At 71.4% G+C, this 15,850-nt stretch carries 14 protein-coding genes; 12 read left to right on the top strand and 2 right to left on the bottom strand.

What is annotated here, in order from left to right; translation table 11 throughout:
• Positions 1–77 precede the first annotated feature (77 nt).
• The 6 genes from ABTV91_RS01865 to ABTV91_RS01840 all read left to right on the top strand — a co-directional run bounded on the left by ABTV91_RS01865 (position 78) and on the right by ABTV91_RS01840 (position 7,528).
• On the top strand, positions 78–461 hold the full coding sequence (locus ABTV91_RS01865) for a hypothetical protein (protein WP_433852950.1): 384 nt from the start codon (positions 78–80) through the stop codon (positions 459–461).
• A gap of 53 nt (positions 462–514) precedes the next feature.
• A complete protein-coding gene (locus ABTV91_RS01860; RefSeq protein ID WP_433852949.1) occupies positions 515–1,786 on the top strand; it encodes a TolC family protein in 1,272 nt (423 codons plus the stop codon).
• Positions 1,783–2,769: an efflux RND transporter periplasmic adaptor subunit gene (locus ABTV91_RS01855; protein ID WP_433852948.1), complete on the top strand. Its 987-nt coding sequence runs from the start codon at positions 1,783–1,785 to the stop codon at positions 2,767–2,769. Before ABTV91_RS01860 ends, ABTV91_RS01855 begins: the two co-directional genes overlap by 4 nt.
• A complete protein-coding gene (locus ABTV91_RS01850) occupies positions 2,759–5,962 on the top strand; it encodes an efflux RND transporter permease subunit (RefSeq protein WP_433852947.1) in 3,204 nt (1,067 codons plus the stop codon). The genes ABTV91_RS01855 and ABTV91_RS01850 overlap by 11 nt, the downstream gene beginning before the upstream one ends.
• 186 nt (positions 5,963–6,148) lie before the next feature.
• The gene (locus tag ABTV91_RS01845) at positions 6,149–6,778 is read left to right on the top strand and encodes a cation transporter (protein ID WP_433852946.1); all 630 of its coding nucleotides are present in this window, start codon (positions 6,149–6,151) and stop codon (positions 6,776–6,778) included.
• Between the two features lie 57 nt (positions 6,779–6,835).
• Positions 6,836–7,528, top strand: a complete 693-nt coding sequence (locus ABTV91_RS01840) for a hypothetical protein (protein ID WP_433852945.1) — start codon at positions 6,836–6,838, stop codon at positions 7,526–7,528.
• 37 nt (positions 7,529–7,565) lie between these two features.
• Here ABTV91_RS01840 and ABTV91_RS01835 read toward each other — a convergent pair whose 3' ends face one another.
• Positions 7,566–8,783: a glycosyltransferase gene (locus ABTV91_RS01835; protein WP_433852944.1), complete on the bottom strand. Its 1,218-nt coding sequence runs from the start codon at positions 8,781–8,783 to the stop codon at positions 7,566–7,568.
• Between the two features lie 222 nt (positions 8,784–9,005).
• Here ABTV91_RS01835 and rpmB point away from each other — a divergent pair, with 222 nt between their 5' ends.
• The 6 genes from rpmB (at position 9,006) to ABTV91_RS01805 (ending at position 15,148) form a co-directional block, all read left to right on the top strand.
• Positions 9,006–9,242, top strand: a complete 237-nt coding sequence (gene rpmB, locus ABTV91_RS01830) for a 50S ribosomal protein L28 (RefSeq protein WP_054668347.1) — start codon at positions 9,006–9,008, stop codon at positions 9,240–9,242.
• Positions 9,243–9,252: 10 nt separating this feature from the next.
• A complete protein-coding gene (gene rpmG, locus ABTV91_RS01825; RefSeq protein ID WP_169411268.1) occupies positions 9,253–9,420 on the top strand; it encodes a 50S ribosomal protein L33 in 168 nt (55 codons plus the stop codon).
• Between the two features lie 153 nt (positions 9,421–9,573).
• On the top strand, positions 9,574–10,965 hold the full coding sequence (locus tag ABTV91_RS01820; protein ID WP_433852943.1) for an FAD/NAD(P)-binding protein: 1,392 nt from the start codon (positions 9,574–9,576) through the stop codon (positions 10,963–10,965).
• Between the two features lie 36 nt (positions 10,966–11,001).
• Positions 11,002–13,191, top strand: a complete 2,190-nt coding sequence (gene uvrD / locus ABTV91_RS01815; protein WP_433852942.1) for a DNA helicase II — start codon at positions 11,002–11,004, stop codon at positions 13,189–13,191.
• A 215-nt stretch (positions 13,192–13,406) separates the two neighbouring features.
• Positions 13,407–14,594, top strand: coding sequence for a CmlA/FloR family chloramphenicol efflux MFS transporter (gene cml / locus ABTV91_RS01810; RefSeq protein ID WP_433852941.1), 1,188 nt, complete (start codon positions 13,407–13,409; stop codon positions 14,592–14,594).
• A 104-nt stretch (positions 14,595–14,698) separates the two neighbouring features.
• A complete protein-coding gene (locus tag ABTV91_RS01805; RefSeq protein WP_433852940.1) occupies positions 14,699–15,148 on the top strand; it encodes a universal stress protein in 450 nt (149 codons plus the stop codon).
• Between the two features lie 336 nt (positions 15,149–15,484).
• Here ABTV91_RS01805 and ABTV91_RS01800 read toward each other — a convergent pair whose 3' ends face one another.
• Positions 15,485–15,772: a DUF2782 domain-containing protein gene (locus ABTV91_RS01800; RefSeq protein ID WP_433852939.1), complete on the bottom strand. Its 288-nt coding sequence runs from the start codon at positions 15,770–15,772 to the stop codon at positions 15,485–15,487.
• Positions 15,773–15,850 lie beyond the last annotated feature (78 nt).

Below are 15,850 nucleotides of genomic sequence, written 5' to 3'. Positions count from 1 at the left end.
GGCGAGCGCAGCGGGTCCGCGCGCTCCCGCACTCCTGCGATTGTGTAACGCGACATGCCGCGGCTACCCTGCCGCGCATGATCGCGTTCCTGCGCCGCCGTCCGCCGTCGCTGCTGCTCCGCCTGCTGGTGCTGGCGGTGGTCGCGCTCGGCACCGCCGGCGGCGCGCTGGCCTCGGCGCTGGGCGAGCTGCATGCGATGAGCCACGCCGATCATCCGGCCACCGTGCACGATCCGGTGCTGGAAGCCGATACCGGTCACGACGAAACCGACGGCAGCGCCCGCCTGCTGCACGCGCTCGTGCATTGCGGCCACTGCCACGGCCACGGCGGCGTGCTGCCGTTCGCCGCGGTGGCCTGGGACGTGGCGATGCCGCCAGCCGCCACCGGCGCCACCGCGCACGACACCCACTGGCGCCCGGCGCCCACCGAAAGCCTGCTGCGCCCTCCGATTCCGGGCTGATCCCGCGTCCGCGGCGCGGACCTTGATCCCTTCCCGAAAACCGGAGATTCCCCATGTGGAAACGCCTGGCCGCGCTCGCGGCCCTGGCGATCGCACCGTGCGCCATCGCGCAGGTGCCGTCGTCGCCCGCCCCCCTGACCCTGGACGAGGCGGTCAGCCGCGTCGCCCGCACCCATCCCGACCTGCGCCTGCCCGAACTGCGTCGCGCCGCCGCCCAGGCCCGCCATGACGGTGCCGGCCTGAAGCCGCCGCTGGTATTCGGCGTGGACATCGAAAACGCCTTGGGCAGCGGCGCCAGCCGCGGCTTCGACGCCGCCGAGGTCACCGTCTCGCTGGCCGGCGTGCTCGAACGCGGCGGCAAGCTCGATGCGCGCCGCGCGCTGGCGCAGGCCAACATCGACGCGCTGGCCCCCCAGCGCGAAATCACCCGCCTGGACCTGATGGCCGAAGTGGCGCGCCGCTACCTGGCCATCACCGCCGCGCGCGGCCAGCGCCGGATCGCGCTGGACGACATCGAGCAGCGCCGCCGTGCGGTCGCCGCCGCGCGCCTGCGCCTGCAGGCCGGCGCCTCGCCCGCGTCCACGTTGATGACCGCGCAGGCGGCGCTGGCCCAGGCCGAACTGGACCGCGACCGCGCCGGGGAGGCCGAACGCGCCGCGCGGATGGCGCTTGCGGCATTGTGGAACGCGCGCGAAGCGGACTTCGCCGCGGTCAGCGGCGACCCGCTGCGGCTGCCGGCGCTGCAGGATTTCCAGCAGCTGGCGACGTTGTTGAGCGATACGCCGGAACTGGCAGTCATCGCCGGCGAGGCGCGCGTGCGGCAGGCGCAGCTGCAGCTGGCGCGCAGTCAGCTGCGCGGCGATCTTTCCTGGCAGCTGGGCGTACGCAACGACCGCGCCAGCCATGACACCGCGCTGGTCGGCGGCTTCAGCCTGCCGCTGGGCAGCGCACGCCGTGCCGGGCCGGAGATCCGTGCCGCCGAAGCCGAACTGGCGATGAGCGCGGTGGAACGCCAATCGCGTGCGCTGCAGCTGTACGCGACGCTGGCCGAGGCCCATGGCCGCTACGGCACCGCGCGGCTGGAAGTGGCGCGCATGGACAGCGATGTGCTGCCGCAGCTGCAGCGCGCAGAAAAGGCCGCCGAGACCGCCTGGCGCGCCGGCGCCATCAGCTACCTGGAATGGGCGCAGCTGCAGGCCATGCGCATCGAGGCGCGGCAACGCCAGCTCGATGCCGCGCTCGCCGCGCAGACCGCCCTGATCGAAATCCAGCGCCTGACCGGGCAGCCCCTGGTCGCCACCGCTTCCGAAGGAAACACGCCATGAAGGCTTCCCTGCATTTTTCCCCGATGTTCCGCCTGGCCGCGCTGGCCGTGCTGCTGGCCGCGCTCACCGCCTGCGGCGGCGATCCCGCCGCTACTGCCAAGAACGCTGTCCAGGACAGCCACGGCCATGCCGATGGCGAGGACCACGCCGACGCGGACAACGCGCCCGAACAGACCACCATCCCCGCCGCGCGCGCCAGGGCCGCCGGCATCGTCAGCGCCGCCGCCGGCCCGGGCACCATCGCCGACGAGCACGACGTGCAGGGCCTGCTGGCGCCGATCGACGGGCGCATGGCGCAGGTCACCGCGCGGTTCCCCGGCCCGATCCGCGCGCTGCGGGCCAACGTCGGCGACCGCGTGCGCGCCGGTCAGCCGCTGGCCAGCATCGACAGCAACCTGAGCCTGACCACCTACGCCATCAGCGCGCCGATCTCCGGCGTGGTGCTGTCGCGCCAGGCGCAGGTGGGCGGCGTCGCCGGCGAAGGCCAGCTGCTGTTCGAGATCGGCGACCTGTCGCAGCTGTGGGTGGACCTGCACATCTTCGGTGCCGATACCCAGCACATCACCGCCGGCGTGCCGGTCACCGTCACCCGCATGACCGACGGCGTCAGCCAGGCCACCACGCTCGAGCGCGTGCTGCCGGGCACCGCCACCGCCAGCCAGAGCACGGTGGCGCGCGCCACCGTGGACAACCTCGATGGCCTGTGGCGGCCGGGCGCGGCGGTGCGTGCGCGCATCGTCGTGGCCAGCACGCCGGCCGACGTCGTGGTGCCGCTGACGGCGCTGCAGAGCATGGACGGCCGCGACGTGGTGTTCGTGCGCACCGGCGAGACCTACCAGGCGCGTCCGGTCACGCTCGGCGCGCGCGATGCGCGGCAGGTGGCGGTCAGCGCCGGCCTGCAGGCCGGCGAAGAAGTGGTCGTCGAACAGAGCTATACGGTGAAGGCCGACATCGGCAAGGCGGGGGCGGGCCATGAGCACTGACCTCGCGCCGCGCGCCGGCCCGCTCGAACGCATCATCGGCGCGGCCATCGCCCATCGCTGGCTGATGCTGCTGCTCACCGCCGCGCTGGTGCTGCTCGGCGCGTGGAGCTTCACCCGCCTGCCGATCGACGCCACGCCCGACATCACCAACGTGCAGGTGCAGATCAACACCGCCGCGCCGGGCTATTCGCCGCTGGAAACCGAACAGCGCATCACCTTCCCGGTGGAGACAGCGCTGGCCGGGCTGCCGAAGATGGAGAGCGTGCGCTCGCTGTCGCGCTACGGGCTGTCGCAGGTGACGGTGGTGTTCGAAGACGGCACCGACCTCTACTTCGCCCGCCAGCAGGTGGCCGAACGCCTGCAGCAGGCGCGCTCGCAGATCCCGGATGGCCTGGACCCGCAGCTCGGGCCGATCGCCACCGGCCTGGGCGAGATCTTCATGTACACCATCGACGCCGACCCTACGGCACGCAAGGCCGATGGCAGCGCCTACACCGCCACCGACCTGCGCACCCTGCAGGACTGGGTGATCCGCCCGCAGCTGCGCAACGTGCCCGGCGTCACCGAGGTCAACACCATCGGCGGTTTCCAGCGCCAGGTGCACATCACCCCGGACCCGGCAAAGCTGCGCGCGCTGGGCTTCACCCTGGAAGACGTCGCCGCCGCGGTCGAGGCCAACAACCAGAACGTCGGCGCCGGCTACATCGAGCGCAACGGCCAGCAGTTCCTGGTGCGCGTCCCCGGCCAGGTCGCCGACCTGGAGCAGATCGGCAACATCGTGCTCGACCGCCGCGAAGGCGTGCCGATCCACGTGCACGACGTCGCCACGGTGGCCGATGGCCCGGAGCTGCGCAGCGGCGCGGCCACCCAGAACGGCCATGAAGTGGTGATGGGCACGGTGGTGATGCTGGTCGGCGCCAACAGCCGCGCGGTGGCGCAGGCCGCGGCGGCGAAACTGGAGCAGGCGCAGCGCAGCCTGCCCGAGGGCGTGACCGTTACCGCCAGCTACGACCGCACCGCGCTGGTGGACCGCACCATCCAGACCGTGGCCAAGAACCTGCTGGAAGGCGCGCTGCTGGTCATCGTGGTGCTGTTCCTGCTGCTGGGCAATTTCCGCGCGGCGCTGATCACCGCCGCGGTGATCCCGCTGGCGATGCTGTTCACCCTCACCGGCATGGCGCGCGGCGGCGTGTCGGCCAACCTGATGAGCCTCGGCGCGCTGGATTTCGGCCTGATCGTGGACGGCGCGGTGATCATCATCGAGAACTGCCTGCGCCGCTTCGGCGACCGCACGCATGCGCTGGGCCGGGCGATGACGCGCGCCGAGCGCTTCGCCGAGACCGCCGCCGCCACCGCCGAGGTGATCCGCCCCAGCCTGTTCGGCCTGGGCATCATCACCGCCGTGTACCTGCCGATCTTCGCCCTCACCGGCGTGGAAGGGAAAATGTTCCACCCGATGGCGATCACCGTGGTGCTGGCGCTGAGCGGGGCGATGCTGCTGTGCCTGACTTTCGTGCCGGCGGCGATCGCGCTGTTCCTCGGCGGCCGCGTGCAGGAGCAGGAGAACCGGCTGATGGGCTGGCTGCGCCGGCGCTACCAGCCGCTGCTGGACCTGGCCCTGCGCCGTGGGCGCTGGATGGTGGCCGGCGCGCTGGCGCTGGTGGTCGGCTGCGGCCTGCTGGCAACAAGGCTGGGCAGCGAATTCGTGCCCAATCTCGACGAGGGCGACGTGGCGATGCACGCCATGCGCATACCCGGCACCAGCCTGACCCAGTCGGTGCGGATGCAGCAGCAGATCGAGCTGCGCCTGCTGCAGTTCCCGGAGGTGGCCAAGGTGTTCTCCAAGATCGGCACGCCGGAAGTGGCTTCCGACCCGATGCCGCCGTCGGTGGCCGACACCTTCATCATGATGAAACCGCGCGGGCAGTGGCCGGACCCGCGTAAGCCGCGCGCAAGCCTGCTGGCCGAGCTGGAAGAAGCGGTGGAGGAGCTGCCGGGCAACAACTACGAGTTCACCCAGCCCATCCAGATGCGCATGAACGAGCTGATTTCCGGGGTGCGCGCGGACGTGGCGGTGATGCTGTACGGCGACGACCTGGACACGCTGATGGATGTCGGCCGCCGCATCGAGAAGGTGGCCGCGGCCGTGCCCGGCGCCGCCGACGTGCGGCTGGAGCAGACCAGCGGCCTGCCGCTGCTTACCGTCACCCCGGACCGGCAGAAACTCGCCGGCTATGGCCTCAATCCGGGCCAGGTGCAGTCCACCGTGGCCACCGCGGTGGGCGGGCAGGTGGCGGGGCAGCTGTTCGAGGGCGACCGCCGCTTCGACATCGTGGTGCGCCTGCCCGAGGAACTGCGCCAGGATCCGGCGGCGCTGGCGGACCTGCCGGTGTCGCTGGAAACCGCGCTGGCCAGCGGCAACGCCGACGAACTGAGTCGCGGTGGCGCCGCCGGCGCGCTCACCGGCAACCCGCGCACGGTACCGCTGCGCGAACTGGCGCGCATCGAAACCAGCGAAGGCCCCAACCAGATCAACCGCGACAACGGCAAGCGCCGCATCGTGGTCACCGCCAACGTGCGCGACCGCGACCTGGGCAGCTTCGTCGCCGACCTGCAGCAGGCCATCGATGCCCGCGTGCCGCTGCCGGCCGGTTACTGGATCGACTACGGCGGCAGCTTCGAGCAGCTGATCTCGGCCAGCCAGCGCCTGGCGGTGGTGGTGCCGGCGACGCTGGCGCTGATCTTCGCCATGCTGTTCTGGGCGTTCGGCTCGGCCAGGGATGCGGCCATCGTGTTCAGCGGCGTGCCGCTGGCGCTGACCGGCGGCGTGCTGGCGCTGGCGCTGCGCGGCATCCCGTTGTCGATCTCGGCCGGCGTCGGCTTCATCGCGCTGTCCGGCGTGGCGGTGCTCAACGGCCTGGTGATGATCAGCTTCGTGCGCAGCCTGCGCGGGCAGGGGCGGCCGCTGCCCGAAGCGGTGCGCGAAGGCGCGCTGGGCCGCCTGCGGCCGGTGCTGATGACCGCGCTGGTGGCCTCGCTCGGCTTCGTGCCGATGGCCTTCAACGTCGGCGCCGGCTCGGAAGTGCAGCGCCCGCTGGCCACGGTGGTGATCGGCGGCATCGTGTCCTCCACGCTGCTGACCCTGCTGGTGCTGCCGGTGCTGTACCGCTGGCTGCATCGCGCGGAGCGGTAGCCATGGCCTCCCCGCCGGCCGCGCAGCGTCGCGCCGGCGGGGCAGGGCCAAGCAGGGAGCTGCGCCGATGAACTGTCGGTCGTCGGCCGTTGCCGGCATCCCGTTGCCGGGGCAGGCCGGCCGCGCGCGCTGCAACTTCTCCGCATCGGTGCGAACATCCGCTGCACCCCCTTGCCTGGAACCGGAATGAGCGACTGTTGCGGCTGCGGCAAAACCCTGGACGTCGGGCGCATGCAGGCGCGCCAGCGGCGGGCGCTGCTGTGGGTGCTGGCGATCAACCTGCTGACCTTCGCGATGATGATGGCGGCCGCCTGGCACAGCGGCTCGGCCTCGCTGCTGTCCGGCAGCCTGGACAACCTGGGCGACGCGCTGACCTATGCGCTGAGCCTGGCGGTGGTCGGCGCCAGCCTCGCCGCCAAGGCGCGGGTCGCCCTGCTCAAGGCGGCCTTCATCCTGTGCGCGGCCATCGCGGTGGCGGTGGGCATCGGCTGGAAGCTGGCGCATCCGCACGTGCCGCTGTTCGAGAGCATGGGCATCGCCGCGCTGCTCAACCTCGCCGCCAACCTGCTGTGCCTGCGCCTGTTGTGGCCGTACCGGCAGGGCGACATCAACCTGGCGTCGGCCTGGATGTGTTCGCTGAACGATGTTTACGAGGGCGGTGCGGTGATCCTGGCCGCGCTGGCGGTGTGGGCGTTCGGCGCCGGCTGGCCGGATTTGCTGATCGCCGTGGTGCTGCTGGTGCTGTTCCTGCGTTCGGCATGGACGGTGGCGCGCGCGGCCTGGCGCGAACTGCGCGCGTCGCGCCCGCCGTCCTGACTTGCTGCCCGGCGCCGCCGCTGGCTAGAGTCGGGCGCTACGTCCAGGGAGCGGGTCATGCGACTGCGCCGTATTGCGGTGGTGGGACTGTTGTCGTTGTGCGCCGGGAACGCCGCAGCAGCGGACGACAGCGACATCTACATCGAATTCCTGTGGTCGAAACCGCCGGCCGATGCGATCGCGCGCCAGCAGGCCCGCCAGTTCGTCATGCAGGACGACCACGACCACCAGATCTGCGTCGCCGCCACCGCCACACCCACGGACGTGGGCGGCCTGCAGCTGGAGCTGCTCGATGCCGATGGCGAACGCGTGTCGCTGCACCGGTACGACGACTACCGCGGCACCAAACAGTGCCATCGCGCCGACCTCGGCGAAGGTGGCGCGGCGGGCGGGTGGACGGCGCGCGCCACGCTTGGCGACGGCCGCAGTCACACGGCCAACATCCGCGTCGATCCGCGCCTGGAGGATTCACCCCATTACCTCGAGCGCGACGTTCCCTACGTGGCCGGCCGCCCGAACTACGACGCCGCGATTCCGGCGGCGGAATGGCGCGGCCGGCTGGTCTGGGCGATGGAGGTCGATCCGCAGGGCCGCGTGACCCATGTCGAAGTCGAGGTCGCAGAAGGCGTCGGCGAGCGCATCCGCGACCGGGCCATCGCCGCCGGCTACATGAGCCTGTTCCCGCCGGACCCGGCGCGCGCGACCGCGCCGCTGCGCTGGCGGCGCACGCTTTCCTTCGCGCCCGAGTGAGCCGCCCGGGCCTCCACCCTGCGGATGCCTCGCCGGACTAGCGCCGCGCCAGCAGCGCTTCGATCGCCGTCACCGCGGTCGCCACGCCGTCCTCGGCGGCCATCGACCGCCCCAAGGCGGCGGCACTGGCGCGGGCCTGCGCCGACTCGGCGAATGCGATGGCCTGCGCCAGCGTCGGGCGGTCCAGCCGGTTGGGCGACAGCGCGGGCGGCGCCACGCCCAGGCGCCGCAGGCGGTCGGCCCAGAAGAACTGGTCGCCGGCGAACGGCATCACCAGCGACGGCACCCCGGCGCGGCAGGCCGAATGCGAGGTGCCGCTGCCGCCGTGGTGGATCGCCAGCGCGCAGCGCGGGAACAGCGCCTCGTGCGGCGCCGGCCCGATCACGAAGACGTTGTCCGGCAGCGGCGCATCCGGCAGCCCGGCCCAGCCGGGAAACAGCAGCACGCGGCGCGGCGCCAGCGCGGCCAGCAGCGCGGGCAGCACCGTTTCGCGGTCGAACCCGGCCATGCTGCCGAAACCGAGGTAGACCGGCGGCGGGCCGGCATCGAGGAAGGCCCGCAGGTCGGCGGGCGGCGCCCAGTCCGCTTCCGGCACGCGCCACTGGCCGCAGACGCGGTGGTCGGCCGGCCAGTCGTCCGGGCGCGGCAGCAGGCTGGGCGAGATGCCGTACAGCATCGGCAGGCCGGTCCACAGCGAACGGCGCGGCGGCAGCCCCAGCACCTGCTGGCGGGCGCGGTTGATCGGGCCACGGAACTGCCGCCAGATCAGCCCGTTGACCAGGCCGTAGCTGGCGCGGCCGAGCCAGCCGGCGATCCGCCCCGGCGGCAGGAACGGCGAGGGGAAGGCGCGGGTCGGGGTCAGCGGGATCATGCCGGTGCCGATCAGCGGCAGGCCGTGGCGTTCGGCCACGCTCATGCCGACGAAGGCGGCCAGCCCGCCGGCCAGGATCGCGTCGCACCCCTGCGCGGCGGCGTCGGCCTGGCGCATCCACGGGGTGATGTGCCGCCGGGCCAGGCCTGCCAGGCCGCGGGCGGCGGCGCCGGCACCGTTGCCGCCGGCGACCAGGGCGCCGATGTCCTGGCGGATGTCGCCCTCCAGCGCGGCATGCGGCACGCCGAGCGCCCGCGCGCTGTCCAGGGTGCCGCCGTCGGCCAGCAGGGTGGCCGCATGGCCGGCGGCGATCAGGCCATGGCACAGCGCGGCCAAGGGCCGGGTGTCGCCTTCGGTGCCGTAGGTCAGTGCCAGCAATCGCATCGGGCCTCCCGGGGCCGGGGTCTGTGGACAACTTGCCATCGCCGCGGGCATCGCGCATAATGCGCGGCTCGCTGTGCCCGGAATCCCGGGCCGGCGGCCGGAAGCACGTCGTCCGACCGCCCTGCAGCGTACCCCTGACCTCCCGTGACGTGTGGCGGACAACCGCCGGGGCCGCCATCTTCCTGGCCAAGGAAGATACAACCGACATTACCGAGGTGCGCAATGTCCCGAGTTTGCCAAGTTTCCGGCAAGAAGGTGCAGACGGGTAACAACGTCTCGCACGCCAACAACAAGACCCGTCGTCGCTTCCAGCCGAACCTGCACGAGCGCCGTTTCTGGGTCGCCAGCGAGAACCGCTGGGTCAAGCTTCGTGTTTCCGCGCATGCACTGCGCACCATCGACAAGAACGGCATCGATTCCGTTCTGGCTGAGCTGCGTGCCCGCGGCGAAAAGGTCTGAGGAGTAAAACATCATGGCAGGCAAGCGCGATAAGGTCCGTATGATTTCCTCGGCCGGTACCGGCCACTTCTACACCACGGACAAGAACAAGAAGAACACCCCCGGGAAGATGGAATTCCTGAAGTACGACCCGGTGGTGCGCAAGCACGTTCTGTACAAGGAAGGCAAGATCAAGTAATCCGCACGGATTGCTTCGACAGCCGTTCCACACCGGACCCGCCGCAAGGCGGGTTCCGTGTTTCCGGGACAGGGAGAACGCCATCAGCGTGTTCCATCAGCACATGCGGCGGCGGCATCAGGCGGCGCTGGCGGCATCGCCTACAATCGGCGCATGACAGTTTCCGACCAGACGCAGGCCTGCGACATCGCGATCATCGGCGGTGGCGCCGCCGGCGTGCTCACCGCGATCGGCGTGCTGCGTGGCGCCGCCGGCGCGCTGCGCGTGGCCCTCATCGAGCCGCAGCTGCCGCTCGGCCGCGGCGTGGCCTACGCCACGCGGTATCCCGAGCACCTGCTCAACGTACCGGCCGGCAAGATGAGCGGTTTCCCCGACCGGCCTGACGATTTCCTCGACTACCTGGTCGCGCGCGATGCCTTCCCCGGCCTCGGGCGCGACACGCTGGCGCACGCCTTCGTCGCGCGCCACCACTACGCCGGCTATCTGCGGCAGCGTCTGCAGGAGGCGGTGGACGCCAGCCCGGCGCTGCTGGACGTGCGCGCCGCGCGCGTCGTCTCGCTGGAGACGCAGGCCGATGGCATCGCACTGCAGCTGGACCCGGGCCAGCCGCTGCTGGCCGCGTCGGTGGCGCTGTGCACCGGCAATGCGCTGCGGCCGCTGCCCGCGCGCGGCGCCGGCGCGGTGCCGCCCGGCAAGCGCATCGAGGCCTGGGATTTCGACGCGGTGCAGGACATCGCCGCGACCGCCGACGTGGCCATCGTCGGCTCCGGGCTGAGCATGGCCGACAGCGTGGTCTCGCTCGCCGCCACCGGGCATCGCGGCCAGGTGCACGTGCTCTCGCGCCACGCGTTGCTGCCGCTGCCGCACGCCGCGGGCCCGGCCGCCGACTACGACCCCGAACCGCTGCTGGCGATGACCCTGCGCCAGCGCGTGCGCGCGCTGCGCCGCCACGCCGCCGAGGCCGCGCCGCGCGGCATTCCGTGGCAGAGCGTGATGGAACGCATCCGGCCGCTGGGCCAGGCGCTGTGGCAGTCGCTGTCCTTCGACGACCAGCGCCGTTTCCTGCGCCATGTGGTGCGCTACTGGGACGTGCACCGGCACCGCATCGCCGCGCCGGTGCATGCGCAGCTGATGGAACTGAGGCAACAGGGCCGCCTGCACCTGCATCGCGGCCGCCTGGAAACCGTGATCGCCGAGGGCGCCTGCGTGCACCTGGGCGCGCTCGACCCGCGCCGGCAGCCGTTCCAGCTCGATGCGCACTGCGTCGTCAACGCCACTGGGGTGGAGATGCGCGCGCAGGCCATGCGCAACCCGCTGCTGCAGCAGATGCTGGGCAGCGGCGTCGCGCGCCCGGGCCCGCACGGCATCGGCATCGACAGCGCGGCGGACGGCAGCCTGCTCGACGCCGACGGCGTCGCCGAACCGCGCGTGCAGGTCGTCGGCAGCCTGCGCATCGGCCGCCTGTGGGAAAGCCTGGCGATACCGGAACTGCGCGGTCAGGCCGCACAGGCCGCGACCGCCGTGCTGCGCCAGCGGCAGGGCTGAACGGCTGCGCAGGGGGCTTTCCCGTAGAATGCGCCGATGGATGTTTCCCACCTGCTCGACGGGCTGAACCCGGCCCAGCGCGAGGCCGTTTCCGCTGCTCCCGGCCACTACCTGATCCTTGCCGGCGCCGGCTCCGGCAAGACCCGCGTGCTGACCCATCGCATCGCCTGGCTCAACGAAGTGCATGGCGTGCCGACCCACGGCATTTTCGCGGTGACCTTCACCAACAAGGCCGCCGGCGAGATGCGCCACCGCATCGACCTGCAGCTGCGCAACGGCGCGCGCGGCATGTGGATCGGCACCTTCCATGGCCTGGCCCACCGCCTGCTGCGCCTGCACTGGGCCGATGCGAAGCTGCCCGAAGCCTTCCAGGTGATGGATTCGGACGACCAGCTGCGGCTGGTCAAGCGCGTGGTGCAGGCGCTGGAACTGGACGACGGCAAGTTCCCGCACAAGCAGATCGCGTGGTGGATCAACGCGCAGAAGGACGAGGGCCGGCGCCCGCAGCACATCCAGCCCGAGCCGCACGACGCCTGGCTGGAAACCATGCGCCAGGCCTACATCGAGTACCAGGCGCGCTGCGACCGCGCCGGGTTGGTGGATTTCGCCGAGCTGCTGCTGCGCGCGCATGAACTGCTGCGCGACAACCCGGCGCTGCTGGCCCACTACCGCGCGCGTTTCCGCGAGATCCTGGTCGACGAATTCCAGGACACCAACGCCATCCAGTACGCCTTCGTGCGTGTGCTGGCCGGCGACTCGGGCAACGTGTTCGTGGTCGGCGACGACGACCAGGCCATCTATGGCTGGCGCGGCGCCAAGGTGGAGAACGTGCAGCGCTTCCTCAAGGATTTCCCGGGCGCGCAGACCATCCGCCTGGAGCAGAACTACCGCTCCAGCGCCAACATCCTCAACGCCGCCAACGCGGTCATCGCGCACAACCCGGACCGCATCGGCAAGCAGCTGTGGACCGACAGCGGCGACGGCGAACCGATCGACCTGTACGCCGCCTACAACGAGATGGACGAGGCGCGTTACCTGGTGGAGCGCGCGCGGCAGTGGGTGCGCGACGGCGGCAGCTACGGCGACATCGCCGTGCTCTACCGCAGCAACGCGCAGTCGCGCGCCTTCGAAGAAGCGCTGCTGTCCGAGCAGGTGCCGTACCGCGTGTACGGCGGCATGCGCTTCTTCGAGCGCGCCGAGATCAAGGACGCGCTGGCCTACCTGCGGCTGCTGACCAACCGCAACGACGACGCCGCGTTCGAGCGCGCAGTGAACACGCCGACGCGCGGCATCGGCGAGCGCACGCTGGACGAGGTGCGGCGCATCGCCCGCGCGCAGTCGCTGTCGCTGTGGGAGGCGGCAATGCTCGCCACCCAGGGCAACGACCTCACCTCGCGCGCGAAGAACGCGCTGGCCGGCTTCCTCAACCTGGTCCAGCAGGTCGGCGGCGAAACCGCGCAGATGACCCTGGCCGAGCGCATCGACCACGTGCTGGTGCGCTCGGCGCTGCGCGAGCACTGGGGCAAGGAAAGCCGCAACGCGCTCGACTCGGAATCGCGCAGCGACAACCTCGACGAACTGGTGTCGGTGGCCTCGCGTTTCATCCAGCGCGACGAGGACGAGGAAGGCGCCGCCGACATGAGCGAGCTGGTCGCGTTCCTGTCCTATGCCTCGCTGGAGGCCGGCGAGGGCCAGGCCCAGGCCGGTGAGGACGGCGTGCAGCTGATGACCCTGCACTCGGCCAAGGGCCTGGAATTCCCGCTGGTGTTCCTGGCCGGCCTGGAGGAAGGGCTGTTCCCCGGCGCGCGTTCGCTGGAGGAAAGCGGCCGCCTGGAGGAGGAGCGCCGCCTGGCCTACGTCGGCATCACCCGCGCCCGGCAGAAGCTGGTGCTGGGCTACGCCGAATCGCGCCGCATCCACGGCCAGGACAACTACAGCCTGCCCTCGCGCTTCCTGCGCGAGATCCCGCGCGAACTGCTGCACGAAGTGCGGCCCAAGGTGCAGGTCTCGCGCCCGGCCTCGCTGGGCACCAGCCGGGTGATGGGCCACGCCGCCATCGAAGCGCCGCCGGTCAAGCTCGGCGCGCTGGTCACCCATCCCAAGTTCGGCGAGGGCATGGTCACCGACTACGAAGGCAGCGGCGCGCACGCGCGCGTGCAGGTCGAGTTCGCCGACGCCGGCAGCAAGTGGCTGGTGATGGCCTACGCCAACCTGACCGTGCTTTGACGGGCGCCGCCAGCGGCGGCCGAGGCCGCCGCCGGGGCGATGCGGGATACACTGCGGCGGCGAAACGCCGCACAAGGACAGGAAAGATGGGAGCGAACCCGCTCGCAGTCCGCTGAGCCGCAACAACGTTGTGCTGTTGTTGCGGCGATCCGGCTGTCTCCCTCCATCGTGAACCAGCAGGTCGCCGTCGATACCGATCGTACGGAGGCTTCGCCATGCCCGTTCAACCTGCCCGCGACTGGGCCTATCCGCTGCCGTCGGCCCTGCTGCTGATGGTTCCCTTCGACCTGCTGGCCTCGCTGGCGATGGACGTGTACCTGCCCGTCATTCCGCGGATGCCGGAGGCGTTGGACACATCGCCCGCGCTCGTCCAGCTCACCTTGAGCGCCTACATGCTGGTGGTCGGCCTGGGGCAGCTGCTCTTCGGCCCGTTGTCCGACCGCATCGGCCGACGACCGGTGGTACTCGGCGGCGCGCTTCTGTTCTCGCTGGCATCGCTCGCGCTCGCGGCCGTCCAAGGCGGCGGCCTGTTCCTTGCCCTGCGCGTCGCGCAGGCGCTGGGGGCATCGGCCGCGCTGGTCGCCACCTTCGCGACGGTGCGCGATGTCTACGCCGGTACGCCGCAGGGCAACACGATCTACGGCCTGTTCGGCGCGATCCTGGCCTTCGTGCCCGCGCTGGGTCCGATCGTCGGCGCGGCGGTCGCGCTGGGCCTGGGCTGGCGCGCGATCTTCGTCCTGCTCGGGCTGTCGGGTCTGGTGGCCTGCGCCCGCGCATGGCCACGCTGGCACGAAACCCGTCCCGGCCGATCGCACGGGCATGGAGCGGGATTGGCCCGCATCCTGCGCAATGCGCCTTTCAGGGTCTACACGCTGGGCTTCGGCGCGGCGATGGGAACGTTCTTCGTGTTCTTCTCCATCGCCCCGCGCGTGCTCATCGGGATGGCAGGGATGCCGCCGATGGCCTTCAGCGCCGCGTTCGCCACCGTCGCGCTGGTGATGATCCTGACCACGCGCGTCGTCGGACGCCTCGTCGCGCGCTGGGGCGTGGCCGGGTGCTGCGCGCGCGGCGCCCTGACGATGATGGCGGGAGCGGTGCTGCTGGGCATCGGCACCTCCGTCCTGCCACCGTCGTTCGTCGCCCTGGTGGTGCCGATGTGGGTGATCGCCGTCGGCATCGTGCTGGTGGTATCGGTCACCGCCAACGGCGCGCTCGCGGCGTTCGGGGACGACGCTGGTGCGGCCGTCGCGCTGTATTACTGCCTCCAGGGCGTGCTGGCGGTCGGCCCGGGCACGCTGATGGTCCTGCTGCTCGATGGCGATACGGCATGGCCGCTGGTCGCCTACGCGCTGTTCATGCCGGCGGTCAGCCTGGTCGGATTGTGGATGATCCGGCGCGCGTGACAGGACCGCGGCGGTGCACGCGAGTCCGTTTGATCCGGCTCAATGCACGGCGGCAACATCGGGTGTGCAATGGTGTCCTCCCACCCTTCCCAAGGAGAACCGCCATGTACAAGCGCATCCTGATCGCGACCGATGGTTCCGAACTCGCCGGCAAGGGCCTGCAGAAGGGCCTGGAACTGGCGGCCCAGCTCGGCGCGACGGTCGACATCGTCACCGTCTCCGAGCCCTGGGCCGTGGGCATGTACGACGCCATGGGCTGGAGCGCCGGCTACGAGGCCAGCGCGGAGTACAAGCAGGACCGCGAGGCCGCCGCGCAGAAGATCCTGCAGCCGTCGCTGGAAGCGGCGCGCGCGGCCGGCGTGGCCGGGGTGCAGGGCCACCACGTGCTCGACCGTTATGCCGCCGACGGCATCATCGAAACCGCCGCCGCCTGCGGCAGCGACCTGCTGGTGATGACTTCGCACGGCCGCCGCGGCGTCACCCGCGTCCTGCTCGGCAGCCAGACCGCCGAGGTGCTCGCGCGCAGTACGGTGCCGGTGCTGGTGATCCGCTGACATCGCGCATCGGGTGAAAGCTCCTGTCAGGAGCGCAGTGCGCGATAGGGCACCCCGGGAAAGCCTTCGCGCACTGAAGTGCGCTCCTACGGTGCGCTGCTGTGAAGTCGTGGATGCGGGGCTTGCCCCGCATGAGCCTTCCCGGCCAACGCGCATGCGGGGCAAGCCCCGCATCCACAAGTGACCGGTTCGCCGCAGGCGTCACCGGATACATCTGGAGGAAAGCCCCCTGAGTCAGGGGGCGCGCCGAAGGCGCGGGGTATGGCAAGCGTGAGCCGGGGCCCGCGGTTTGCTGCGCAAACCGCGGGGCGACAGCGCGCAGCGATGGCGCGGCCATCACCAGCTGTACAGCTTCCAGTACACCGGGGAAACACCGTCCTTGTCGTTGTCCAGGCGGCCGTCGCCGTTGCGGTCGTAGAGGTAGAACGGCGCGCCGCGCGCCGGCGTCACCTTGACCATGCGCAGTTGGGTACCGACGCGGTATTCCTCGATGGTGTCGCCGTTGTCCAGGGTACGGCGGGTCACGTCGGCGCCGGCCACGTCCACCGGCGGCGCATCGGCGTCCCGGCCCATGCTGGCGCAGCCGGCCAGGGCAAGCAGGGGAATCAGCAGCAGGTGTTTCATGACGGCGGCTCCTCGCATCGGTATCGGCCCGGATTATGCCTGCGTGCGGGTTGCTCGCGCGTCGCCGCGGCCCGGCCG

The sequence above is a fragment of the Stenotrophomonas nitritireducens genome, assembly GCF_050984405.1.
Lineage (GTDB): Bacteria > Pseudomonadota > Gammaproteobacteria > Xanthomonadales > Xanthomonadaceae > Stenotrophomonas > Stenotrophomonas nitritireducens_B.
Note: the sequence above shows the minus strand (reverse complement) of the source record. Positions and strands in the feature narration are given on the sequence as shown.